Annotated in this window: 25 protein-coding genes, 2 tRNA genes and 1 pseudogene; 8 read left to right on the forward strand and 20 right to left on the reverse strand. The window is 63.3% G+C overall.

The features are described 5' to 3' along the window. Window positions 1–172 precede the first annotated feature (172 nt). The 12 genes and pseudogenes from ACI3KW_RS10255 to ACI3KW_RS10310 all read right to left on the reverse strand — a co-directional run bounded on the left by ACI3KW_RS10255 (window position 173) and on the right by ACI3KW_RS10310 (window position 10,294). Window positions 173–1,720, reverse strand: a complete 1,548-nt coding sequence (locus ACI3KW_RS10255) for a tripartite tricarboxylate transporter permease (RefSeq protein WP_113124031.1) — start codon at window positions 1,718–1,720, stop codon at window positions 173–175. Window positions 1,721–1,735: 15 nt separating this feature from the next. Further along, window positions 1,736–2,221, reverse strand: a complete 486-nt coding sequence (locus tag ACI3KW_RS10260; RefSeq protein ID WP_404847989.1) for a tripartite tricarboxylate transporter TctB family protein — start codon at window positions 2,219–2,221, stop codon at window positions 1,736–1,738. Further along, window positions 2,218–3,162, reverse strand: coding sequence for a Bug family tripartite tricarboxylate transporter substrate binding protein (locus ACI3KW_RS10265; RefSeq protein ID WP_404847990.1), 945 nt, complete (start codon window positions 3,160–3,162; stop codon window positions 2,218–2,220). The genes ACI3KW_RS10260 and ACI3KW_RS10265 overlap by 4 nt, the downstream gene beginning before the upstream one ends. A 373-nt stretch (window positions 3,163–3,535) precedes the next feature. Then, window positions 3,536–5,950, reverse strand: a complete 2,415-nt coding sequence (locus ACI3KW_RS10270) for a methyl-accepting chemotaxis protein (protein ID WP_404847991.1) — start codon at window positions 5,948–5,950, stop codon at window positions 3,536–3,538. Between the two features lie 150 nt (window positions 5,951–6,100). Further along, window positions 6,101–6,176: transfer RNA gene (locus ACI3KW_RS10275), tRNA-Phe, on the reverse strand. Window positions 6,177–6,354: 178 nt separating this feature from the next. Then, window positions 6,355–6,552 carry a DNA gyrase inhibitor YacG gene (gene yacG, locus ACI3KW_RS10280; RefSeq protein ID WP_404847992.1) on the reverse strand — a complete coding sequence of 66 codons (198 nt, stop codon included), beginning with the start codon at window positions 6,550–6,552 and terminating at the stop codon, window positions 6,355–6,357. Further along, entirely contained in the window at window positions 6,552–7,190 is a 639-nt protein-coding gene (locus ACI3KW_RS10285) for a Maf-like protein (protein ID WP_113124003.1), read from the reverse strand. Before ACI3KW_RS10285 ends, yacG begins: the two co-directional genes overlap by 1 nt. Window positions 7,191–7,202: 12 nt before the next feature. Then, a complete protein-coding gene (infA, locus tag ACI3KW_RS10290) occupies window positions 7,203–7,421 on the reverse strand; it encodes a translation initiation factor IF-1 (RefSeq protein ID WP_035082742.1) in 219 nt (72 codons plus the stop codon). Window positions 7,422–7,536: 115 nt separating this feature from the next. Further along, a complete protein-coding gene (locus ACI3KW_RS10295) occupies window positions 7,537–8,004 on the reverse strand; it encodes a protein-tyrosine-phosphatase (RefSeq protein WP_404848154.1) in 468 nt (155 codons plus the stop codon). Between the two features lie 57 nt (window positions 8,005–8,061). Further along, a pseudogene (locus ACI3KW_RS10300) lies at window positions 8,062–8,535 on the reverse strand (UPF0262 family protein); the annotation flags it as partial. Window positions 8,536–8,543: 8 nt separating this feature from the next. Next, window positions 8,544–9,836, reverse strand: a complete 1,293-nt coding sequence (hisD, locus tag ACI3KW_RS10305) for a histidinol dehydrogenase (protein WP_404847993.1) — start codon at window positions 9,834–9,836, stop codon at window positions 8,544–8,546. Between the two features lie 26 nt (window positions 9,837–9,862). Further along, complete coding sequence (locus tag ACI3KW_RS10310; RefSeq protein ID WP_262169735.1) at window positions 9,863–10,294, reverse strand: DUF2948 family protein; 432 nt, start codon at window positions 10,292–10,294, stop codon at window positions 9,863–9,865. Window positions 10,295–10,548: 254 nt separating this feature from the next. Here ACI3KW_RS10310 and ACI3KW_RS10315 point away from each other — a divergent pair, with 254 nt between their 5' ends. The 4 genes from ACI3KW_RS10315 to ACI3KW_RS10330 are packed head-to-tail and all read left to right on the forward strand — an operon-like array spanning window position 10,549 to window position 14,199. Continuing rightward, on the forward strand, window positions 10,549–11,196 hold the full coding sequence (locus tag ACI3KW_RS10315) for a TetR/AcrR family transcriptional regulator (RefSeq protein WP_404847994.1): 648 nt from the start codon (window positions 10,549–10,551) through the stop codon (window positions 11,194–11,196). After that, a complete protein-coding gene (locus ACI3KW_RS10320) occupies window positions 11,193–12,131 on the forward strand; it encodes an HlyD family secretion protein (RefSeq protein ID WP_404847995.1) in 939 nt (312 codons plus the stop codon). Before ACI3KW_RS10315 ends, ACI3KW_RS10320 begins: the two co-directional genes overlap by 4 nt. Further along, on the forward strand, window positions 12,128–13,066 hold the full coding sequence (locus tag ACI3KW_RS10325) for an ABC transporter ATP-binding protein (RefSeq protein WP_404847996.1): 939 nt from the start codon (window positions 12,128–12,130) through the stop codon (window positions 13,064–13,066). The genes ACI3KW_RS10320 and ACI3KW_RS10325 overlap by 4 nt, the downstream gene beginning before the upstream one ends. Continuing rightward, a complete protein-coding gene (locus ACI3KW_RS10330; protein ID WP_404847997.1) occupies window positions 13,063–14,199 on the forward strand; it encodes an ABC transporter permease in 1,137 nt (378 codons plus the stop codon). The genes ACI3KW_RS10325 and ACI3KW_RS10330 overlap by 4 nt, the downstream gene beginning before the upstream one ends. Here ACI3KW_RS10330 and ACI3KW_RS10335 read toward each other — a convergent pair. The 3 genes from ACI3KW_RS10335 to ACI3KW_RS10345 form a co-directional block, all read right to left on the reverse strand. Further along, window positions 14,196–14,570, reverse strand: coding sequence for a VOC family protein (locus ACI3KW_RS10335; protein WP_404847998.1), 375 nt, complete (start codon window positions 14,568–14,570; stop codon window positions 14,196–14,198). The genes ACI3KW_RS10330 and ACI3KW_RS10335 overlap by 4 nt on opposite strands. 4 nt (window positions 14,571–14,574) lie before the next feature. Then, the gene (gene murA / locus ACI3KW_RS10340; RefSeq protein ID WP_113121644.1) at window positions 14,575–15,867 is read right to left on the reverse strand and encodes a UDP-N-acetylglucosamine 1-carboxyvinyltransferase; all 1,293 of its coding nucleotides are present in this window, start codon (window positions 15,865–15,867) and stop codon (window positions 14,575–14,577) included. Between the two features lie 229 nt (window positions 15,868–16,096). Beyond that, the gene (locus ACI3KW_RS10345; RefSeq protein WP_404847999.1) at window positions 16,097–16,261 is read right to left on the reverse strand and encodes a hypothetical protein; all 165 of its coding nucleotides are present in this window, start codon (window positions 16,259–16,261) and stop codon (window positions 16,097–16,099) included. Between the two features lie 180 nt (window positions 16,262–16,441). Between ACI3KW_RS10345 and ACI3KW_RS10350 the strand changes: the two genes are divergently transcribed. Further along, window positions 16,442–16,516 (forward strand) — tRNA-Thr (locus tag ACI3KW_RS10350). A 94-nt stretch (window positions 16,517–16,610) separates the two neighbouring features. Here ACI3KW_RS10350 and ACI3KW_RS10355 read toward each other — a convergent pair. Further along, on the reverse strand, window positions 16,611–17,000 hold the full coding sequence (locus ACI3KW_RS10355; RefSeq protein ID WP_113124041.1) for a PRC-barrel domain-containing protein: 390 nt from the start codon (window positions 16,998–17,000) through the stop codon (window positions 16,611–16,613). A 155-nt stretch (window positions 17,001–17,155) separates the two neighbouring features. On the opposite strand from ACI3KW_RS10355, the gene ACI3KW_RS10360 reads away from it, so the two are divergent. Then, entirely contained in the window at window positions 17,156–17,455 is a 300-nt protein-coding gene (locus ACI3KW_RS10360; protein WP_262169745.1) for a hypothetical protein, read from the forward strand. Window positions 17,456–17,503: 48 nt separating this feature from the next. Here ACI3KW_RS10360 and ACI3KW_RS10365 read toward each other — a convergent pair whose 3' ends face one another. Then, the gene (locus ACI3KW_RS10365) at window positions 17,504–18,166 is read right to left on the reverse strand and encodes an OmpA family protein (protein ID WP_404848000.1); all 663 of its coding nucleotides are present in this window, start codon (window positions 18,164–18,166) and stop codon (window positions 17,504–17,506) included. A 101-nt stretch (window positions 18,167–18,267) separates the two neighbouring features. Further along, a complete protein-coding gene (locus ACI3KW_RS10370) occupies window positions 18,268–19,038 on the reverse strand; it encodes an SDR family NAD(P)-dependent oxidoreductase (protein ID WP_404848001.1) in 771 nt (256 codons plus the stop codon). Window positions 19,039–19,301: 263 nt separating this feature from the next. On the opposite strand from ACI3KW_RS10370, the gene hemA reads away from it, so the two are divergent. Next, window positions 19,302–20,582 carry a 5-aminolevulinate synthase gene (gene hemA / locus ACI3KW_RS10375; protein ID WP_113124037.1) on the forward strand — a complete coding sequence of 427 codons (1,281 nt, stop codon included), beginning with the start codon at window positions 19,302–19,304 and terminating at the stop codon, window positions 20,580–20,582. A 191-nt stretch (window positions 20,583–20,773) separates the two neighbouring features. On the opposite strand, the gene ACI3KW_RS10380 is transcribed toward hemA, so the two are convergent. After that, on the reverse strand, window positions 20,774–21,409 hold the full coding sequence (locus ACI3KW_RS10380) for a response regulator transcription factor (RefSeq protein ID WP_404848002.1): 636 nt from the start codon (window positions 21,407–21,409) through the stop codon (window positions 20,774–20,776). A gap of 294 nt (window positions 21,410–21,703) precedes the next feature. After that, on the reverse strand, window positions 21,704–22,138 hold the full coding sequence (gene mscL, locus ACI3KW_RS10385) for a large conductance mechanosensitive channel protein MscL (RefSeq protein ID WP_404848003.1): 435 nt from the start codon (window positions 22,136–22,138) through the stop codon (window positions 21,704–21,706). Between the two features lie 172 nt (window positions 22,139–22,310). Between mscL and ACI3KW_RS10390 the strand changes: the two genes are divergently transcribed. Then, entirely contained in the window at window positions 22,311–23,933 is a 1,623-nt protein-coding gene (locus tag ACI3KW_RS10390) for a hybrid sensor histidine kinase/response regulator (protein ID WP_113123772.1), read from the forward strand. Window positions 23,934–23,935 lie beyond the last annotated feature (2 nt).

Here is a 23,935-nt window from a genome sequence, read left to right on the forward strand (position 1 = left end):
CTCCTGCTCGAAGCGGGGCGCTGGCCCCTCCCTGTGCGACTCGTATCGAGTTGCCGATCAACGTGAAAAAGCCCGGATGCGCTGTAATGGCGCGTCCGGGCTTTTTGCTTTTTCAGGCCATTGTGCCCCGACCTCGTCCTTCGACAGGCTCAGGATGAGGTCTACTGGGGCTTTAGTCTTCGTTGGCGGCGAGGGAGCTGAGGACTGCCCCCCTGCCCCGCAGGCGCATGATCAGCGGCAGGACGATGGCGACCAGCGCCACGGCATACATCACCACCGCAATCGGGGAATGCACCAGGATGATCGGATCGCCCTGGCTGATGGCCAGCGCGCGGCGCAATTGCTGCTCGGCCATGGGGCCCAGGATAAGGCCCACGACGACCGGCGCGATGGGGTAATCGAAGCGACGCAGGATATAGCCCAGGAGCCCAAAGACCAGCAGCATGCCCAATTCGAACGAGAACGGGATGGGGCCGAGCCGACCGGACATGGCGCCATTGGCGCCGATGGTGCCCAGGGTGGCAAAGACCAGAATGCCGCCATAGAGCCAGGGCTTTGGAATGGTCAGCAGGCGGACCCAGAGGCCAATCAGCGGCAGGTTGAGCACCAGCAGCATGAAATTGGCCACGAGGAGGCTGGCGATCAGCGACCAGACGAGGGGCGCGTTATTGGCAAACAGCAAGGGGCCGGGCTGCAGCCCGAATTGCTGGAAGCCGGCCAGCATGATGGCGGCGGTGGCCGAGGTGGGCAGGCCCAGGGTCAAGAGCGGCACGAGCGTACCGGCTGCGGAAGCATTGTTGGCTGCCTCGGGTCCGGCGACGCCTTCGATGGCGCCGTGGCCGAATTCCTCGGGATATTTGGTGAGGCGCTGCTCGGTGGCATAGGAGAAGAAAGTGCCGATTTCGGCGCCGCCGGCCGGCATGGCGCCAATGGGGAAGCCGATCAGCGTGCCGCGGAGCCAGGCGCCCCAGGAGCGTTTCCAATCCTGCGCGGTCATCCAGACCGAGCCTTTGACCGCCAGCACTTCTTCCTTGATCTGGTTGGGAGTGGCGGCAATGGCCAGGGTTTCGCCAATGGCAAACAGCGCCACGGCCAGGGTGGTGACTTCGATGCCGTCGAGCAGATCGGGAATGCCGAAGGCGAGACGCGACTGGCCGGTTTGGAGATCAATGCCGATGACGCCAAGCCCCAGACCAATGAACAGCGCGGTGATGCCGCGCAGGGCGCTATTGCCGAAGGCAGCCGAGACGGTGATGAAGGCCAGCACCATCAGCGCGAAATAGTCGGCGGGGCCGAAGGACAGCGCCACCTTGACGACCCAAGGGGCGAGGAAGGCGAGCGCCAAAGTGGCGATGAGGCCGGCAACGAAGGAGCCGATGGCGGCGGTGGCGAGAGCGGGTCCGCCACGGCCCTTGCGGGCCATTTTATTGCCCTCGAGCGCGGTGACGATGGAGGCGCTTTCGCCGGGTGTGTTGAGCAGGATGGAGGTGGTGGAGCCGCCATACATGCCGCCGTAATAAATGCCGGCAAACATGATCAGCGAGCCGGTGGGATCGAGCCGATAGGTGACGGGCAACAGTAGCGCCACGGTCAGCGCCGGGCCGATGCCGGGCAGCACGCCGACGGCGGTGCCCAGAGTCACCCCGATCAGGCCATAGATGAGATTTTGCCACTGGAGGGCGGCGACGAGCCCCTGGGCGAGCAGACCGAAGGTATCCATATCAGCGCCTTCCGATCAGGGAACGAGACGTTCGAGCGGGCCGGTGGGCAGGGAAAGCTGCAGGCCGCGCGAGAAAATGAACCAGACGACGAAGGCGAAAACCACGCCGATGGGAATGGTCTGCCACAATGGACCGCGGCCGAAGCCCTTGGCGGTGAAGGCGAAGAGCAGGCCGGTGGCGATCGAGAAGCCGGCCCAGCCGAGCAGCAGCAATTGGGCGACGAGGCCGCCGACAATCCAGGCCATGGGGCCGTAATTGTCGCGCTCGCGCGCCGGGAACTTGCCGCGGAAGGCGGCCAAGGCCGTGCCGATGGAGAGCAACAACAGCCCGCCGGCGATGACATAGGGAAAGACCGTGGGGCCGACGCGCGCCTGAATGGGGGGCACGCGCATCAGCGAGGTCTGCCAGATGATGACAGCCCCGATGATGGCCAGCACGGCCGCTATGACAAGCGCCGCCCCATCGGGGCGGCGCGAGAGATTGGGTTGGCCAGTCGTCATTGCACCAGGCCAATGTCTTTCAGGATGGCGGTGGTGGCTTCGGTATCAGCGGCGAGCTGAGTGTCGAAGTCGGCGCCAGCCAGGTACATGTCGGCCCAGCCCTTGGTGGCAAGGGCGGCCTTCCAGGCTTCCGAATGCACCATCTTGTCGATATCGGCAGAGATGGCGGCCTTCTGCTCATCGGTGATGCCGGGGGCAGCGGCGACCATGCGCCAGTTTTCAACCACGAGGTCGACGCCCGATTCGCTCAGGGTCGGGATATCAGAGCCTTCGAGGCGGGTTGCGCCGGTCGAGGCCAGGGCGCGCAGGTCGCCGGACTGGATCTGGGCGTCGAATTCGCCGAGGCCCGAAATGCCGACCGTGACCTGGCCGCCGAGCACGGCTGCCAGGGCTTCGCCACCGCCCGAATAGGCGATGTAATTGACCGTGGTGGGATCGACGCCAACAGTCTTGGCGAAGAGGCCAGCCGCGATGTGATCGACGCCGCCGGCCGAACCGCCAGCCCAGGACACCGAGCCCGGATCAGCCTTGAGCTTGGCGACGAGGTCATCGACGGTCTTGAGTTCGGAAGCGGCGGGCACCACGATGACGTCGGATTCGCCGGTGAGGCGGGCGATCGGGGTGACATTGGCCAGCGAGACGGGCGATGCATTGGTGAGGATGGCGCCCACCATGACATAGCCGCCGACGATCAACGCATTGGGATTGGCATTGTACTGGTTGACGAACTGGGCGAGGCCAATCGTGCCGCCGGCGCCGGGAACGTTGGTGACCTGCACATTGCCCGAAATGCCTTCGGCCTGGAGAGCCTCCTGCATGGTGCGGGCCGTCTGGTCCCAGCCGCCGCCGGGGGCAGCAGGCGCCATAATGGTATAGTCCGCCGCATAAGCGGGGAGCGCGAGTGCGCCGGAAACCAGCGCAGCGAGAAGCAGCTTGTTCATAGATCCTCCCATGTAAAAATCCGGACGTCGTTCCGTCCGGCAGGGCTGCCATACTAGGGCGGCTCCCTGTCACCGTCCTGTCGTCGCCAGCATTGGTCTGATGCTGGCGTAAGTGGCGGTTTTTCTGTGGGGAAGACTGCGCCTGGGGCGGGGAAAAGGCAAGGAGTGGCTGGGGAACGTGTCGGGCGATGGGGAGCCACGATCCAGTCCCCTCCCCTTAAAGGGGAGGGCTAGGGTGGGGGTGCCGCGGCATCCAAATACATCATGTTCGTGGGGGACTTCAGCACCCCCACCCTCAATCCCTCCCCTCAAGGGGGAGGGAGGCGGATCGCGGCTCTCTAACTCTTCCTAAAACGCACAATACTGACTGGCCCTAGAACTCCGACCAATCCTTGGCGATAGCCGCACTGCCTTGGCTCAAGTAGGACTGCGAGGCTGAGCGGACGCGTTCGATGGTGGTTGGTGGCGCGGCGCGACGAGGCTTGGCGGGAGCCGGTTCGGTGGCGCTGGGTTCGAGGGTGAAGACGTCCACGGCCATGTCGAGTTGGCTGGCCTGGTTTTCGCTCTGCTCGATGGCGGCGTTCATTTCTTCGACCAGGGCGGCATTATGCTGGGTCATTTCGTCGAGGGTGCGCACGGCGACATTGACCTGGCCGATGGCGGCGGCCTGTTCGAGGCTCGACTTGGCGATGGCCTGCATGAGGCGGGCATTTTCATCGACCGCGGCAAGCATGGACGCCAATTGCTCGGCGGCGTTGGAGACGAGCTTGGTGCCGCCGCGGACTTCGCTGGCGCTTTGTTCGACCAGATGCTTGACGTCGGCGGAGGCAGAGGCCGCCGATTGGGCAAGGCGCCGCACTTCGACCGCCACCACGGCAAAGCCCTTGCCGGCATCGCCGGCTCGGGCGGCTTCGACCGAGGCGTTGAGCGCCAGCAGGTTGGTCTGGAAGGCGATGTCGTCGATCATGCCGATAATGTTGGAAATCTTGGACGAGGCCTCGGTGATCCGCTCCATGGCGGCATTGGCCTGATCCATGGTGTGGCCGCTTTGCGCGGCGCTGGTCGAGACGGTCTGGGCCTTGGTGCTGGCGGCTTCGGCCATTTTGGCGTTTTCGGCGACGGTGGACGCAAGCTGTTCCATGGCGGCCGAGGTTTCCTCGATCGTCGCGGCCTGTTTGGTGGTGCGTTCGGACAGATCGTTGGCGCCGGACAGGATTTCGCTGGTGGCGGCGCGCAATGTGCCAGAGATGGCCTTGGCGCCGCCGACAATCTCGGTGAGCCTGTCGGTTACCGCATTGGTGTCGTCGCGCAGCTTGGCGAAGGCGCCGCTGTAATTGCCCTGCATGCGGCGGGTGAGGTCAGTATCGGCCATGGCGGCAAGCACCGCGCCGGTTTCACCGAGGCCGCGATCGACGGTTTCGACCAGGGCATTGACGCTGCCGGCCAGGGCGTTGAGTTCGGCATCGGGGAACTGGGCGTGGACGCGCTTGGAGAAATCCCCGGCGATGGCGGCATCGACCACTTCACCGAAGGCCGCCTGCAACGCCACCATCATATCGGTGCGCTCGACGCGGCGCTGGATCACGGCGGCGCGTTCTTCCTCGGTCATCTGGCTGATCTTGAGGCCGTTATCGCGGAAAATCTCGACGGCGCGAGCCAGCGTGCCGATTTCGTCGGCGCGCTCAGTACCTTTGATCTCGCTGTGATAATTGCCGCCGGCGACGGCATCGACGGTGGCGCCGAGCGTGCCGAGGGGCTTGCCGATCATGGTGCGGATCAGCGCGAACATCACGAGGCACGCGATCAGTACGCAGATAGCGGAGAGACCGATAATGGTGAACTGGGTTTCGGTCTGCGTCGCGGTGAGGGTAGCGAGCGGTACACTGGAAACCACGACCCATTGATCAAGCGTGCCGCCCACGGCGAAGGGAACGGCGACGCCGCGCAAGGCGGTGCCGTCGGCAGCGGCCAGATCGGCCTCGGCACTGCCATTGGCGAGCGCGGTCGCGACCAGGCCGGTCAGCGGATCGGAGGCCGGCAGCGTCTGACCGATCAGGCTCGCGTCGGGGTGAGCGACAACCATGCCGGCGGCGGTCAGCACGGTCACGGTGCCGGTACCCATGGGCTTGATTTCGGCAAGGCGGGCATTGACCTCGGCCAGCGACAGATCGACACCGCCCGTGCCCATATAGGTGCCACCCACCATGATCGGCGCGCCGAAGGACATGATCAGCACGTCCTTGCCGCCCACCGCATAAAGATAGGGATCGATCGCGACCATGCGGCCTTCGGCCTTGGGACGCTGATAATAGGCGCCAGCGACCGGATCGTCATAGCCGGTCAGGGCCTCGTTGACGATCTCGCCACTGCCGCGGTTCCAATAGGGGATGTAGCGGCCGGTGGCGTCATGGCCGGGACGGTTGGCGAAATCGACATCGCGACCGTCAAGTGCATTGGGTTCCCAGCCCGACCACACGCCAAGCAGGGAAGGGTTACGCTCGAGCGTGTGCTCGAGCAGTGCGCCATAGACCGAGCGGCTGGCGGTGCGGGCTTCCTTGAGGGATTCGAGCGCCGTCACCACGCCATCGGCAGTCGCGGCCGCAGCGGAGAGGCTGGCCGCCACTTCATCGGCGACGCTGGCGGTGCTGGCAGCCTGATAGGCACGGGTCTGCCGGTCGATGGTCTGGCCCACCTGCTGGACCAGCACAAAAATGCCGATGGCAAAGACGATGGCGAGCGCCAATCCGCTCAGAATGGCAGTCTTGACCGACAGAGAGCGAAAATTCATGGCGTGAGGTTTTCCCAATGCAACTCGTACCGGACCGCGCGATCCGGACAGCTCGAGGCGAATTTAGGGGAAAGCCGTTAAGGCATCGTTTGCCGCAAAATGGCCGCAATGGCGAGCGGGCGCGGCGTGCTGGCAAATGTTAGGAAGGAATGGTGCCCGGGACCGGAATCGAACCAGTGACACGCGGATTTTCAATCCGCTGCTCTACCAACTGAGCTACCCGGGCAACGGGGCGGAAGGACCGCCCGGCGTCAAGCCATGGGCCTTATAGGGGAAGGGTTTTTGGCGCGCAAGCGGGAAAAGGGGGTGTGGAAAAGGAGTTTGGGAATGGTGCAGGAATAGCGGCACGACCTGGTGGTTCGACAGGCCCACCATGAGGTCTACTCGGCATAGTCCCGCGATGGCTAAATATTATCGTCTTCGTCCATGCCGGGGATGGAGGTGTCGTTGACCGGCTCGTCGTCGCGGGCGGGGATGACGTAGCTGCCGGTGAACCAGCGGTTGAGGTCGACATCGGCGCAGCGGGCCGAGCAGAAGGGGCGGTATTTTTCGACCGCGGGCTTGCCGCAAATAGGGCAGGTTTTGACGGGGACCTTAGCCATCAGACGCCGGACAGCGCTGATTGGTTGAGCCAGTTGAAATGGACCGGATAGCCCTCCCCGGCGAGGACCGAGGCGGTTTCCGCCAGGGGCAGGCCGACGACGCCGGTATAGGAGCCGACAAGCTTGACGACGAAGGCCCCGGCAATGCCCTGGATGGCGTAGCCGCCGGCTTTGTCGCGCCATTCGGCCGAGGCCAGATAGGCTTCCATCTCGCGGGTGGAGAGGCGCTTGAAGCGGATGCGGGTTTCGACCAGGCGCTGGCGCTTGGCGCCCGAGGGCGTCAGCACGGTCAGCGCGGTGTAAACGCGATGGGCGCGGCCCGAGAGCAAAGCAAGGCATTGGGATGCCTCTTCCATGGTCTCGGCCTTGGGCAGAATGCGGCGGCCAACGGCAACCACCGTATCGGCGGCCAGCACGAGGGCGCCGGCGCCATAGCCGGCGGAACGGGCTTTGTGTTGAGCGGTCAATGCCTTCAGATCGGCCAAGCGCTGGGCCAGCTTGCGCGGCAATTCACCCTTTTCGGGGGTTTCATCGACGTGGGCGGGCACCAGATGCTCGGGCTCGATGCCAATCTGGTTGAGCAAGGCAAGACGCCGCGGCGAGGCGGAAGCCAGGATAAGTTCTGGACGGCTGGCCATCGGCGCGGTGCCTTACTTAAAGCGGTAGGTGATGCGACCCTTGGTCAGGTCATAGGGCGTCATTTCGCACAGGACCTTGTCGCCAGCCAGCACACGAATGCGATTCTTGCGCATGCGGCCAGCGGTGTGAGCAATGATTTCATGCTCGTTTTCCAACTTGACCCGGAAGGTCGCGTTGGGAAGCAATTCAGTTACCACGCCCGGAAATTCGAGCACTTCTTCCTTCGCCATACTGTCTCCTGAAAGGACCCACGGGGCATCGATTTGCCGCCCGGGGGCCGGAAATTGCGCGCAACCTATAGGAATTCAAAGGATTTGTGAACCACTTGCGCCACGTCCGCGCAAGTCAGTTCTGGTCGCCCTTCCGAACCGCAAAAGTGGGGTCCACTTTTGCTGGAAGCGCTCCTGAAACCAATGGTTCCAAGCGCGTGCGCACGCGCTTGCGCAGGCTGTCGCGCAGATCGCGATAGGCCTGCAAAATCAGCTCGCGGCTGCCCTCCACAAGCGAAGGATCAGCCACCTGCCATTGCTCAACCGCACCGGCCTCGAGACCCTTGCGGGCCACGGCTTCGGGAGCATCGTCGGAAAGGGTGATGACGAGATCGAAACGGTTGGCAACCAGTTCATCCAGGATATGGGGCGTGTGCACGCTCATATCAATGCCGATCTCCTCCATGACCTCATGGACGAACTGATCGGCCTTGCCGCCATTGACGCCCACCGAGCGGGCGATGATACGGCCGGGAAACGCCTGGCGCGCCAGGGCGGCGGCAATGGGCGAGCGCACCGAATTCATCGAGCAGACAAACAGCACGCTGGGCAATTCGCTTTTGCTCTCGTCGATCCGGCTGGCATAGGGCTGGACGGCGCAGATGAGGGTGAAGAGGCGCCGGGCGGTATTGAGATCGATGATGATCTTGTTGGTGAGGCGGGTGCGCAGCAGCTCGGCGGCGTCATTATGGAGGCCCCGCCGAGCCATATCGACGGTTTCGATCTGGAAGGGCTGGGCGGAGCGGATCGCCTCGTAATAGGCGTCGCGGATGCGGAAATAGTCGCGGATCAGCCGGCGGAACGGGGTGAGCGAGAGATAATGGGCGGCGATGGGCTGGAAGGTCTCGGGGTGGCGCACATCGAGCACGATGAAATTGCCGATGATCGACATGTGCAGCGCAAACGGCCCCTTGGCAGCGACGCGGGCGGGGCGAAAGCTGTTGTTTTCGAGCAGGTCGTAAATGGCGATGCGCCATTCATGCACCTCGTCGGGATTGATCGAGGTGATGGTGTTGGGGTCGAGAGTTACGGTCACCAGGCGGTCGGTCGTTGCGATTTCGCCCGCTGTTGCCATCGTGATGCTCAATGATTGAGCCGGATGGAAATGGACCGCCCATGGCCATCAAGGGCTTCCACCTCGGCGATGGTGACGGCGGCCTCGCGCAAGGCAGCCAGCGACATCGGGTCGCAACGCAGGATGGAGGTGCGCTTCATGAAATCGAGCACGCCAAGACCTGAGGCGAATCGCGCCGAGCGGGCGGTAGGCAGCACGTGGTTGGAGCCGCCGACATAGTCGCCAATGGCTTCGGGTGTGTGATGACCCAGGAAGATCGCGCCGGCATGGCGGATGGCGGGCAGAATCATCTCGGGATCATTGAGCGCCAGTTCGACATGCTCGGAGGCGATGCGATTGGCCAGGTCCGCCGCTTCATCGAGCGAGCCGACGGTGATGATGGCGCCGAATTCGTCCCAGCCCTGGCGGGCGATGGTCTGCTTGGGCAGCAGGGACAGCTGGCGATCGACCTCGGCTTCCACAGCGTCGGCCAGGCCTTTTTCGGTGGTGACGAGAATGGACTGGGCCCCTGCCCCGTGTTCGGCCTGGGCGATCAGATCGGCGGCAACCCAGGCGGGATTGGCCGAGCCGTCGGCGATGACCAGGACTTCGGAGGGGCCGGCGATCATGTCGATGCCGACCTGGCCGAAGACCTGGCGCTTGGCAGTGGCGACAAAGGCATTGCCGGGGCCGACGACCTTGTCGACGCGGGGGATGGCAGCGGTGCCGTAAGCGAGGGCCGCGATAGCCTGGGCGCCGCCGATCCGGTAAATCTCAGTGACGCCGGCAATCCTGGCGGCGGCGAGAATGGCCGAAGCGAGCTGGCCATTGGGCGTGGGCACGACCATGGCGATGCGTTCGACCCCGGCAACCTTGGCGGGCACCGCATTCATCAGCACCGAGGAGGGGTAGGAGGCAAGACCTCCCGGCACATAGATGCCGACGGCGTCGATCGCCGTCCAGCGGGTGCCCAGGGTGACGCCCAGATCATCGGTATAAATGTGATCTTCGGGCCGCTGCTTTTCGTGGTGGGCCCGGATGCGGTCATGGGCGAATTGCAGCGCGCTCATCACCTCGGGGGTAACCCGGGCGGTGGCGGCGTCGATCTCGTCCTGGCTGAATTTGAGTGTGTTCGGGGTGACGCCGGCGGAATCGAACTTATTGGTCAGTTCCGCCACGGCCACGTCGCCGCGCGCGCGCACGTCGGCGATGATGGATGCGACGATGTCGCCCACTTCCTGGCTGCTTTCACGCTTGCCGCCGAGCAGGGCAACAAAGGCTTGCTCGAAATCGGGGCTGGCGCTGTCGAGGCGGATCGGCATGAAATTCCTGTCGGTCTAAGGATTGGTCAGTCGAGCGTGTGGGCAGGCTTGGCCGTGGCGGCCCAGGCGGCGCCCAGATCGGAGAGGCGCGCTTCAAGGCATTCGACGCCGAGCCGCACGGTGCCGCCGCCAGCAAAGCTGAGCTCGACCATGCCGGCCGGGCCATCGATGGGGATGAAGGTGATGGCGAGCAGGTTCAGCACGCCATCATGGGCGTTGGGATCGAACCCGGCCGTGACCACCGACTGGACGGCATCGAAATGCAGCGCAGCGCGCTTGCGCACGCCCTTGCCACGCGGCTTGTCGCTTTCCCAATCATAGCGGTTCATCAGCAGGGCAAAGCGCCGGTCGCCGCGGGCATAGCCCATGTCGGCCACCCGCACCACGGCATCCTGCACATGGGCGGACAGCACATCGAGATCTTCGGTATCAAGCGCCAGAAGCTTGAGATCGGTCATGGTATTGGCGGCCTTTTGTGTGTCGAGACGACCCTATCTGGTCACGCAATACCCGATCTACAAGTTTGCCGGCATGGGGGCAATGCGGGCGGGGAAAAAAGGCGTCTCGCCTAGCTATCCCTTTGCCTCGGCCGCAGCACCCCGCCTCCCGCCTCTCGCCTCCCGCCCCTGCCTTCCCTGCTCACCAAAAACACCGCTCTTGCAAATGACTGACCAGTCAGTTATTTTGTACGGCAACAAATTGGAGCCCACCCATGACCGAGACACCGAAGAAATTCCGCCGGCGGGCTGAGGCGCGGCCGGATGAGGTGCTGGATGCGGCGCTGGCGGTGTTTGTGGAGAAGGGCTATGCGGCGGCCAAGGTGGATGAGGTGGCGCGGCGGGCGGGCGTGTCCAAGGGCACGGTCTACCTCTATTTTCCATCCAAGGAAGCGCTGATCGAGGGGATCGTACGGCGGGCGGTGGCGCCGATTGCGTTGCGCGCGCTGCCGGATCTTGAGACCTATGAGGGCGATCCGCGGGTGCCCATCACCATGTTGCTGACTGTACTGATCCAGCAATTGGCGCGGCCCGAGGCGATTGCGGTGCCCAAGCTGATCCTTCGGGAAGTGCTGAGCTTTCCCTTCATCGCCACATTCTATCGCAACGAAGTGCTCGACAAGGTGATGCCGGCACTGATCGGGCTGGTCCGACGCGGGGTGGACAGTGGCAAACTGCGCAAGGTCGATCCCGAACTGACGGTGCGCTCGATCATCGGCCCGCTGCTGGCCCATGTGGCGCTGGGCGAATTGTTCGGCATCATGCCGGAAGGCGGGGACCTGGCGCTTGACCGGTTCGTTGCCAACCATCTCGATATCCTGTTTCACGGCATCAGCACGCAACCGGCGGAGGCGCGGCCATGAGCGATTTCCTCGGAGGTATTTTCGCAGCGTTGATGGCCCTGCTGCCGGGCGGGGCGGGTGATGCGGGTGGCTATCCGGGATATCTGGAGGCCGACTATGTCTATGTGGCGCCGGTGGGTGCCGGGCGCCTTGTCGATGTGACGGTGACGGAAGGCGAGCCGGTTGGGCTGGGTGACTTATTGTTCGCCCAGGACGATGCGCAGCAGCAGGCGCTGCTCAAGGCAGCGCTGGCGCGCCGGCAATCGGCAGAGGCTAATCTGGATAACCTGACGACCGGCAGCCGTGCGCTCGAAGTGGACGTGATCCGGGCCTCGCTGGCCAAGGCGCGCTCGGATCTGGCGCTGGCGCAATCGAACCTGGCGCGCAGCGAGAAATTGCTGGCGGCAGGTACGACAACGCAAGCGCGGGTCGAGCAGGACCGGGCGGCGCTGGCCTCGGCACAGGCGCAGGTGGCCCAATTCACCGCGCAAGTGGGCGTGGCCGAATTGCCGGCGCGCAATGCCCAACAGGTGGCGGCGGAGGCCGAGTTGGAGGCCGCGGCAGCCGATGCCAATCGGGCGCAGCTTGACCTGAGGGATCGCCAGACCACGGCGCCGGTGGCGGGCATTGTGGATCGATTGTTCTATTCGGCGGGGGAAATTGCGACGGCGGGAACGCCGGTGGTTTCGATTCTGCCGGCAGGGGCGCTCAAGGCGCGGTTCTTTGTGCCGGAGGCTGACCGGTCGGCGCTGGCGGTGGGCGGCATGGTGCAGGTGGGATGCGATGGCTGCACGGCCATGTCAGCCCGGATCACCTATTTCGCCAGCGAGCCACAGACCACCCCGCCGGTGATCTATTCGAAGGAGGAGCGCGGGCGGCTGGTCTATCTGGTGGAAGCCGAGTTGGAAGCGCCCGGCGGTTTGCGGCCGGGCCAGCCGGTGACGGTGACGCGGTGAACGGGGAAAACGTCATCGACGTGACCGGGCTCACCAAGAGCTTTGGCGACAAGCTGGTGGTCGACCATTTCGACATCCGGGTGCCGCGCGGCGCCATTTATGGCTTTCTGGGGCCGAACGGCTCGGGCAAGACCACGACGATCCGCATGCTGTGCGGGCTGCTGCTGGCCGATGCGGGGCAAGGGACGTGCCTCGGGTTCGACGTGCGCAAGCAGGCCGCCGCGATCAAAACGCAGGTCGGCTATATGACGCAGAAATTCAGCCTCTATGAAGACCTGACCATTCGCGAAAATCTCGATTTCGTGGCGCGGATGTACGGCGTTGCCGATCGGGACCAGCGGGTGAGCGCCGCGCTGGCCGATTTGGGGCTGGCCGATCGCTCAGGACAATTGGCGGGCACCCTGTCGGGCGGCTGGAAGCAGCGATTGGCGCTGGCGGCCTGCCTGATCCACGACCCGCAATTGCTGCTGCTGGACGAGCCCACGGCAGGCGTCGATCCCAAGGCGCGACGCGATTTCTGGGATGAAATCCGCCGGCTGAGCAAGGCCGGCGTCACCGTATTGGTCTCGACCCATTACATGGACGAGGCGGTGCAGTGCGATTTCATCACCTATATCGCCTATGGCAAGAAGCTGATCGACGGGCCGGCCGCCGACATTCCCAAAATGGTGGGGCTGACCACCTGGCGGGCGGAGGGGCCGGACCTCGCGGCGCTGGAGGCCGAGCTAACCGGGCAGCCTGGCGTGCTGCAGATTGCGCGGTTCGGTTCGACCCTGCATGTCTCGGGCACCGATGCGGCGGCGCTGGAAAACACGGTGCGGCAACATGAGGCCGAGGGGCGCTTCCGCTGGAGCCTGCAGGCGGCGGGGCTTGAGGAGGCGTTCATTTATCTCATGACGGGGGCGCGCGATAATTTCGCGCGGGATGCGGCATGAACCGGTTCTTCTCGCTGTCGCGCTTTGGCGCGGTGCTGCTCAAGGAATTCATCCAGATGCGGCGCGACCGCGTCACCTTTGCCATGATGATCGGCCTGCCCATCATTCAATTGCTGCTGTTCGGCTTTGCCATCAATACCGATCCGCGCCATTTGCCGACGCTGGTCGAAGTCAATGATGACGGCCCGCTGGTGCGCGCGGTGCTGACCGGGATGCAGACCTCGGGTTATTTCGATTTTGAAGGCGTGGTGCATGGTCCGAGCGAAGGCGAAGATGCGCTACGGCGCGGCAGTGCCAATTTCGTCGTGGTCATTCCAGCCCATTTCGAGCGCGATGTGATCCGGGGACACCGGCCCGATATTCTGGTGGCGGCCGATGCGGCGGACCCGTCGGCGGTGGGCGGCGCGGTGGCGGCGCTGAGCGGGATCATTGCGGGCGCGATGAGCCAGACGCTGACCGGGCCGCTGGCCCAGGTGGCAGCGGCCCCTGCCCCGTTCGGCGTCATCGTGCACCGCGCCTATAACCCCGAGGGCAAGACCTCGACCAATATCGTGCCGGGCCTGTTGGCCATCATCCTCTCGATGACCATGGTGATGATTACCGCGGTGGCCATCGTCAAGGAGCGCGAGCGCGGCACGATGGAAATGCTGATCTCGACGCCGGTGCGGCCATTCGAAGTGATGCTGGGCAAAATCCTGCCCTATGTGCTGGTGGGCTATGTGCAGACCGCGGTGTTCCTCGTGGCAGCGTTTGCGCTGTTCGGCGTACCGTTCGAGGGCACGTTCATGGCCTTCTTCATCGGCTTTAACCTGTTCATCCTGGGCAATCTGGCGCTGGGCTTTCTGATCTCGACGCTGGCGCGCAATCAGATGCAGGCCATGCAGTTGAGCCTTTTCACCATACTGCCCTCGATCCTGCTGAGTGGCTTCATGTTTCCCTTTGCCGGCATGCCGGGCTGGGCACAAAGCATCGGGGTCGCCGTGCCGGCGACACACTTCATGCGGCTGGTGCGCATGGTGATGCTGAAAGGGGCCGATAGCTGGGATCTGGGCGGCGAGTTTTTCGCGCTGGCGGTGATCGTCGGCGTAATCTCAGTGGTGGCGATGATGCGGTATCGGCAGACGCTGGATTAGAGCCCCTGCATCCAGCCGATAATGGCGCCGGTGGGGTCGCTGAGTACGCAAAGCCGTCCGATACCGGGCACGTCATGAGGACCGCGAATTACGCTGGCCCCGTGCTCAACGGCAATGGCGAAGCGGCGGTCGATATCGTTCACTTCGACAAAGCCCAGCCAATAGGATTGCGAGCCGGCCAGATAGCCTTGGCTCAAGGTGCCAAGGCCGCCGACCATTTCATCGCCCGAGCGGATGACGAAATAGGGTTCGCCGGCCAGATCGTAATTCTCGTAGGTCCAGCCCAGCGTCGCGGTGAAGAAGGCCTTGGCCTTCTCCACATCCGTAGTGAGCAGGTCATGCCAGGCGAATAACCCGTGCGGCCTGCTCATGACGCTAGCCGGCGAGGCGTTCGATTTCGGCGCCGCAACGGCTCAGCTTGTCTTCCAGCCGTTCGAAGCCGCGATCAAGGTGATAGATGCGGTTGACCACGGTTTCGCCCTTGGCGGCAAGGCCGGCAATGACCAGCGAAACCGAGGCGCGCAGATCGGTTGCCATCACCTGGGCGCCCTTGAGCTGGGACTTGCCGGTGACCGTGGCGACCTGGCCATCAACGGTGATATCGGCGCCGAAGCGGGCCAGTTCGGCCACATGCATGTAGCGATTTTCGAAAATGGTTTCGCGAATCTGGCTGGTGCCCGAGCTCATGGTCATCAGCGCCATGAACTGGGCTTGCAGGTCCGTGGGGAAGCCGGGGAAGGGATCGGTTTCGATATCGACCGGCTGGATGCCATTGCCATTGCGATAGACGCGCAGGCCATCGGCTTCGGGGGTGATCACCGTGCCGGTCCGGCCCAAAATATCGAGCGCGGCTTCCAGATGCTCGGCGCGAGCGCCCTTGAGCAACACATTGCCACCCGTCATGGCGGTGGCCATGGCGAAGGTGCCGGTTTCGATACGGTCAGGGATAACATCGACCGTGGCGCCATGCAGCTTGTCGACGCCTTCAATGGTCAGCGTACGGGTGCCGATGCCCGAGATTTTGGCGCCCATGGCGACGAGACATTCGGCGACATTGGTGATTTCGGGTTCCTGGGCGGCATTTTCGATGATGGTCGTGCCCTTGGCGAGCGTCGCGGCCATCATGATGGTGTGGGTAGCGCCGACCGACACTTTGGGGAAGACGATATGGGCGCCCTTGAGGCCACCCTTGGGCGCCTTGACCACGACATAGCCTTCGTCGATGTCGATTTCGGCGCCCAGTTCCTTGAGGCCGAACAAGAAGAGATCGACGGGCCGGGTGCCGATGGCGCAGCCGCCGGGCAGGGAAACACGGGCATTGTGTTCGCGGGCCAGCAGCGGGCCGATGACCCAGAAGCTGGCGCGCATCTTGGAGACCAGATCATAGGGCGCGGTGGTGTCGACAATATCGGCAGCATGGAAGGTCATGCGCTGGCCGACGCCCTCATCCTCGCCGCGGCGGCGGCCATGCACGGCAATATCGACGCCGTGATTTTCAAGGATGCGCTCGAGCTGTTTGACGTCGGCCAGGCGCGGCACATTCTGCAGCACGAGCGGCTCATCGGTCAAAAGCGAGGCGATCATCAGCGGCAGCGCGGCATTCTTGGCGCCGGAGATGACGATTTCCCCGTGCAGTTCATTGCCGCCGACCAAACGAATGCGATCCATCCTGGATATCCTCAAGCGGGGCGGAAACGCCCCTGGGGTGAAAGCTGGCCTCAATAGCCGAATCGTGCTCCGCCAACAAGGCGGGCGATGTGGCTCAGGCCCGGAACGCGGGAGATTGTGCTGGAATCAGCACCTTCGCCCCATGATCTTAAATGTCTGCCGGGTTTGTCGAAAACATGGTGGCGATTTCGACCCTGTGGCGTGAGGGCCAATTCAGCCCGAAAATGGTTTACGGTTTATTGCCCGTTTGCCGTTGGACGGCCGGATCGATCTCGGGTGAGCGCGTATCGGCATCGGCACGGGCCTTGAGCTGACCTTTGCGGCGTTTGAGATTTTCGCGCAGCTTGGCGGCCAGTCTTTGCTCGCGTTGCGCTGCCTGTTCGGATTTGCTCATCGGTCCGGCATTAGCCCGTGTTGTCGCAAGGTTTGTGCGAAAAGCCGGCCCGCGGCTTTGGCCCCTTGATCTCAGGTTGGCACTTGCAGGTTGATATGCGCTTTTTAGCCTTGCGTCGAGGTTTGGCCTATGGCACTAGAGCGCCCGTCGCCGGACCCGGGCCAAGCCCGCCGCGCAGATGCTGCCGTAGCTCAGTGGTAGAGCACTCCCTTGGTAAGGGAGAGGCCGACAGTTCAATCCTGTCCGGCAGCACCATTCAGATTTTCTCGATATCGACCTGCCGCTGCAGTGACGCAGAAAACCGGCGCCCCTGAGGGACGCCGGCTGTGCATGGCTTGTGTTGCCGGGGTTAGATCCAGTAAGGGGCGACGCCGTAATAGTCGTAGACGCGACGGCCGTTTTCGGCGGTCCAGTAGTCTTCGTCGTCGGTGTCGTATTTGGGGGCGCCTTCGAGCTGGTCCTTGGTGACGTCGACCCGGTAGCCGCCCAGGCTTTCGTCATAGTTCAGCTTGCTCCAGGGGAGTGGGTAATGGTCGTGGCCCATGCCGAGGAAGCCGCCGAAGCTGAGGACGGCGTAAGATACCTTGCCGCTGCGCTTTTCCACCAGAATGCGTTCGATGGAGCCAATGTGCTCGCCGCGGGGATCGTAGACCTTGGTACCCTCGACCTTGTCGGAGGCGATCAGATCGTGGGTTTCCTTGACGTCGGGGTCGCGGTTGCGAATGTCGTCGTAAGCCATTTCGAACTCCTCTTCGTTGGGATGCTAGGGCAACGCGAATTTTTCCCGTTGGGTTCCGCGATAGAAAAAGCGTGATCGAAAAGCCCGGTGTGGGCGCGGCCTTGGAACCGCTGCCTGCAACGGGCATTGAATCGGCAGAAACGAGGGAGACGAACATGGCCGATGCACCCAAGACTCCGACGCCCACTGTCGCCAATGTGGACAATCTGATCGACGAGAATGGCGCGCGTGTCGACTTGCCGGATGGCACGCCGATCAAGGTGGCGGGCGAGCATGACGAGACCGTGGGCGCGACGGGGCCGACCAATTGGTGGCTTTACGGCGTGGTGGGGCTGGCGATCGTGATCGCAGTGCTGCTGGTGCTGCAAATGTTCAATGGTGCGCCGGGCAGTGATGTGCAGCCGGCGACACCAACGTCTGCCCCGGTGGTGGAGCCGGTGGCGCCGGCGCAATAAAAAAGCGCGGCATCAAGGCCGCGCTTTTCATTTTGGATAGAGGTCCGATCAGCCGTTGATAGGCGAGATCTGGATTTCGACGCGGCGGTTCTGGGCGCGGCCCTGTTCGGTGGCGTTGGATGCGATCGGGCTTGATTCGCCCTTGCCTTCGATGAAGAAGCGGCGCTGGTCGATGCCCTGATTGGCGAGGATCGTGGCGACCGAAACGGCGCGACGCTGGGACAGCGACAGATTGTAATTGTCATCGCCCTGGCTATCGGTGTGGCCATAGACATCGACAATGGTCTTGTCGAACTTCTTGAGCACCAGGGCCACCGAGACCAGAGTCTGGTTGAACTGGGGCTGCACGTTCGACTGGTCGGTGGCGAAGGTGATGTTGGACGGCATGTTGAGGATGATCTGCTGGCCAACGCGGGTCACCGAAACGCCGGTCCCCTGCAGCTGAGCGCGCAATTCGGCTTCCTGCTGATCCATATAGCTGCCGATGGCGGCACCGGTGAGGCCACCCACGCCAGCGCCGATCAGCGCGCCAACGCGCGGATCGCCGCCCACGGCTGCGCCCACCAAGGCACCAGCAATGGCGCCGCCACCCGTGCCGATCAGCGCGCCGCCGGCAGTGTTGGAGAGCTGGGATTCACCGGTATAGGGATTGGTGGTGCAGGCGGTCAGCGCCAACGTCGCGGCAAAAGCCACGAGAATCTTGGATTTCATCGATTGTCCCCCTGAAGGATTAAGTGCCCGTTTTGCGGATGGAATGCGGCAGGAAGGTGATGAATCAAATATGCTGAACAAGTGATGAACGAGAATGAGGTTCAAGCATTGGCCCAGCCGCCATCGACGACGAATTGCTGGGCCGAAATCATGGCGCTGTCATCGGCCGCAAGGAACAGGGCCATGCGGGCGATATCGTCAGGATAGACGCGGCCGGCCAGCACCTGGTTCTGGTCGATCAGCTTCTCGCCCTCGGCATCGAGCCAATGGGTCAATTGCCGCTCGGTCATGACCCAGCCGGGGACGAGGGAATTGACGCGAATGCCCGAGCCGCCCAATTCGCGCGCCATGGCACGGGTGAGCCCATGGGCAGCGGCCTTGGCGGTTTCATAGATCGGGATGCGGGAGGACATGATCATCCAGCTGATCGAGCCGGTATTGATGATCGAGCCGCGCCCGGCGCGGACCATGCCCGGCGCCACGGCCTGAATGGCAAAGAAGGCATGCTTGAGATTGACCGCCATGCGATCGTCCCAATAGGCGGGGGTGACATCGGCCCAATCGTGACGCTGGTCATGGGCGGCGTTGTTGACCAGTGCCAGCGCATCGCCATGGGCGGCGGCAAAGCCGGCAATCGCGGCCCGGTAGATTTCGATTTCGGTGACATCGCAGGGGGTGAACAGCACTTCCTGGCCCTGCCCGACCAGCTCGGCGGCAAGCTTTTCGCCGGCATCGAGCGCGATATCGACGAAGCCGACCCTGGCGCCCTGGGCGGCAAAATTGCGCACCAGACTTTCCCCGATGCCGGAGGCGCCGCCGGAAATAACGACCGGCATGCCGGTCAGGCTGGGATAGTGGGCAAATCGGGTCATGACGGCTCCTCCGCCGGAGTGGTAGCGTGAGGCGGAGGGGCGTGCAAGACGGCTTGCCAAAAGTCTATGCAAAGCATTGGCAGCAGAGCCTTTGCACTTTAGAATGAGTCTGACGTTGCTCGCGACCGCCCCCCACGGACGGACCCCGCAAAGCCGCGCGGCGAATTGACCTATGTCAATGGCTGGCCGCGAGGATTAGGTACTCTTCTATTCTGCCAGACCGGCAAAGGATCGGCCGCGGCAGGGCACAAAGGGACGTTCGAATGGACTATCGCGGTATCTTCGAAGACGCAGTGGATACGCTGCGGGCGGAAAAACGCTATCGCGTTTTCGCCGATCTCGAACGGGTGGCCGGGCATTTCCCCAAGGCGATCTATCGCGACGACGCCGACAATGCGCGCGAGATCACCATCTGGTGCTCCAATGACTATCTGGGCATGGGCCAGCACCAAAAGGTGGTCGCGGCCATGCAGGAGACGGCCGGCAAGCTGGGCGTTGGCGCCGGCGGCACGCGCAATATCTCGGGCACCAATCGCCCGCTGGTGGAGCTGGAGCGCTCGCTGGCCGATCTGCACCGCAAGGAAGCGGCGCTGGTATTCACCTCGGGCTTTGTGTCCAACGAGGCGGCGATCTCGACCATTGCGCGGCTATTGCCCGATTGCGTGATTTTTTCCGACCAGCTCAACCATGCCTCGATGATCCAGGGCGTGCGCCAATCGGGCATGCAGAAGGTCATCTTCCGGCACAATGACGTGGCGCATCTGCGCGAATTGCTGATGCAGGTGGATCGCAAGCGGCCCAAGCTGATCTGCTTTGAATCGATCTATTCGATGGATGGCGATATCGCCCCGATCAAGGACATCTGCGACCTGGCCGAGGAATTCGGCGCGCTAACCTATATCGATGAAGTCCATGCCGTGGGCATGTATGGCCCACGCGGCGGCGGTATTGCCGAGCGCGACGGGCTGATGGAGCGCATCGATATTATCGAGGGCACGCTGGCCAAGGGCTTTGGCACGATGGGCGGCTATATCGCGGCCAATCGTGCCATCGTTGATGCCGTGCGGTCCTATGCGCCTGAATTCATTTTCACCACGGCCCTGCCCCCGGCTTTGTGCGCGGCCGCGCGGGCTTCGATCGAGCACCTCAAGGGCAATGGGCAGGAGCGCATGCTGCACCAGCGCCAGGCCCGACTGACCAAGGCGATTCTGGCCGATGCGGGCCTGCCGGTGATGGAAACCGAAACCCATATCGTGCCGCTGATCGTGGGCGATGCGCGCCAGTGCAAGGCGGCCAGCGACATGCTGCTCGACAAGCACAATATCTATATCCAGCCGATCAATTACCCCACCGTGCCCAAGGGCACCGAGCGGCTGCGCATTACCCCCACCCCGCTGCATACCGATGAAATGATCTTCGAGCTGCGCCATGCTTTGGTGAGTGTGTGGACAAGCCTGGAACTGCCGCGCGAGCGGGCCGATGCGGCGATCACGGCACGGAAACTGACCTCGGGCGATCTGACGCTGCCGACGACGGGCGGGTAGTTTCACGACCCGTCGAGGGTCTCTTTAGGACTTCGCCGCGCTCTCCCAAGCCAAGTCCATCGTCATTGCCCGGCTTGTTCGGGCAATCCACGCTTCCGCACAGGCTGAGAGATGGATCACCCGGACAAACCGGGTGATGACGATGAATGGAGGGAACAGCGCAAGCTGCGAAGTCACTCCCCCTTAAAGGCCTAGCTCGTCAATACGATCCGCATGAGATCGGCGGTGTTGCGGGCGCCGAGTTTTTCCATCACCCGGGCGCGGTGCACTTCGATAGTGCGGGGGGAAATGCCCAGTTCGCGGCCGGCTTCCTTGTTTGATTGGCCGTTGGTGATCAATTGCAGTACCTCGCGCTCGCGGGGCGTGAGCTGGGAGAAGCCGCGCACTTCGACCGGGCGGCGACCGCCCTGCATGGCGCCCAGATGCACATCCCGGCGCAGGGCATCGCGCACGACGCCCAGGAAATGCTCGGTGTCGATGGGCTTGCTGATAACGTCGGAGGCACCCAGCTTCATGGCGGTTACGGCCGCGTCGAGCTGGGGAATGTCAGACAGCATGAACACCGGCGTGCCGGTCCGCATGGCCTTGATACGACGCAGCAGGGCCAGCCCGCTTTCCTCGCCGAGCCGCAGATTGATCACCACCACATCGGGGCGGCGGCGATCGAGGCTGGCCAGAAAATGGCTGGCATCGAGTGAAAAGCTTGTCTGAAAACCCTCGAGCCTGAACAGAATGCTCAGCGCCTCGCAGGTGGATGGATCGGCATCGACAATGTGGATCAGCCGGTCGCGGTTGAGAAACGAATGATAATAAGTCTGGTCGCTCATTTTGCCCTCTCTGCCCAGTTGGCAAGTTTCGCTTAATTCAAAAATTCACCTGCAGCTTGATTCCAATGTCGCGCTGCCACTCGCTGCCGCCGGTCTGCGTGACGAAGCGGAATTCGTGCGGTGAAAATCGCCCCGGTATTTTGCACTAAGTGTTCCTGCCGTCCCATCGGGACAACACGTAGGAGTCACTACCTAGTTTCTAGGTATATTTACCTCTTTACCCAAGGTCAACAGACTTTCGTCCTATGATTGCGGCAAGAAAAAGGCCGGAATGTTTCCGGCCCCTCTGGATTTTCAGCGTGGATTGGCGCGCAACGCGTCACGGATTTCGGTGAGCAGCACTTCTTCCTTGGTCGGCGCAGGAGCGGTTTCCACCGGCTCGGCAGCGGCCTTGCGCTTGAGCGAATTGATGGCCTTGACCACCATGAACAGCACGAAGGCGATGATGGTGAATTTCACGATTGCGTTTATGAACAGGCCGATATTCAGCGTGGCAACACCGGCCGCCTTGGCGGCGGCGAGCGAGGGAACGGCAACGTCACCGGGATTGTGCAGCACAATGAACAGATTGGAGAAATCGATACCACCGATGATCAGGCCGATCAGCGGCATGAAAACATCGTCGACAAGCGATGATACAATGGCGCCGAAGGCAGCACCGATGATCACGCCGATAGCCAGGTCGATCATGTTGCCCTTGATGGCGAAGTCACGAAATTCCTTTAGCATGAGAAGCCCTCTCCGTTATTTTGACCCGCCACTTCCCCGTCGGCATCTGCCGCACTCGTGGCGGGTTAAGGATTTATTACTAGCGGCAACAAGGCAATGGGTCGAGAGTCGATCTTGCGCGGCCTGGCAGAGGGGCGGATAGTCGCCACCACAACGGAGCGTTCAGACTTCCATGCCGAGCCAGCGCGACATCATGCCAGCCAGCCTGGCCCAGGCGATGGATCACATTCCGCAAGGGGTGGCCGTGTTCGATAGCGGGCTGCGGCTGGTCACCTCCAACAAGCGCTACAACACGCTGTTGGCGCTGCCCGAGGAATTGGTCCGGCCGGGCACGCCGCTCTTCGATATCGCACTCTATCTGGGGGATCGCGGGGATCTGGGGCGAGGCGATGCCGCGCGGCTGGCCATCGAGCGCATCAACCTGCTGACCGCCCTGCCCTCGACGGTGACCCAGCGGCTGGGCAATACTGGCCAGACGCTGGAATTTCACTCCTCGCGCCTGCCCGATGGCGGGCTGGTCATCAGCTTTTCCGATGTTACCGCCCGGGTGCGGGCCGAACGCGAACTGGAGCGGATGAACCAGTCGCTGGAAGGGCGCGTGGAAGAACGCACCGCGGCGCTGACCCGGGTCAATACCGAGCTTGAAAATGCGCGAGCCAAAGCCGACGCCGCCAATCACGACAAGACGCGGTTTCTGGCGGCGGCGAGCCACGATCTGCTGCAGCCGCTGAATGCCGCGCGGCTCTATACCTCCACCCTGATCGAACAGGCCAAATCGACCGCCTTCGCCGAATTGGCCAATTCCATCGAGGCCTCGCTGACGGCGGTGGAAGACATCATGTCGGCGCTGCTCGATATTTCGCGCATCGATAGCGGCGCGGTGCGGCCGGCGCCGACGGCGGTGAGCGCGCGGGACCTGCTCAAGCGCATCGAAGTGGAATTCGCGCCCATGGCGCGGGAGCGGGCCATCACGCTGCGCATCGTGAACACCCAGTCCGTGGTGCTGGCCGACCGCATGCTGGTGGGGCGCATCGTGCAGAACCTGGTGTCCAATGCGATCAAATATACGCCCAGCGGCGGCAAGGTACTGGTGGGGGCCCGGCGGCGCGGCAATCGCATCCGGATCGACGTGATCGATACCGGCATCGGCTTCAACAGGGATCAGCACAAGCTGGTGTTTGCCGAATTTTCGCGGCTCGACCGCGGCGCCCGCATGGCGCAGGGCTTGGGCTTGGGCCTTTCCATCGTGCAGCGCCTGGTGGCGACGCTGGGGCTGACGCTGGAGCTCGACAGCCAGGAGGGCCGCGGCTCGCGCTTTTCGCTGTTCCTGCCGGCGTCGCGCTCGACCCAGGCCAGTATCGAGAGCGGAATTGAGCCCAGCGAGAGCAATGTGGGCGTGCTCGACGTCAAGGTGCTGTGCGTCGACAATGAACGGGCAATCCTGGAGGCCATGGAGGGGCTGCTGACCCATTGGGGCTGCGATGTGCGAACCGCGCTATCGCTCAAGCAGATCGACCGCGAGCGGCTATTGGAGGGGTGGTATCCCGATATGGTGCTGATGGATTATCACCTCGAGCAAACCTCGGGGCTCGATGCCATTGAATGGCTGCGGCACAATCTGGGCGGGCATTTGCCGGCGGCATTGGTGACGGCAGACCGCAGCCCGGCAGTGCGAGCCTTGGCTGAGGATCGCGGCATTGCCGTGGTGACCAAGCCGGTCAAGCCGGCGGCGTTGCGGGCCGCAATCAGCGGGCTGGCCAATCAGAGCGGACGGGCGGCCAAGCGGGCGGTGTGAGG

Origin of the sequence: Devosia sp. ZW T5_3 (assembly GCF_044987315.1) — a bacterium.
GTDB lineage: Bacteria > Pseudomonadota > Alphaproteobacteria > Rhizobiales > Devosiaceae > Devosia.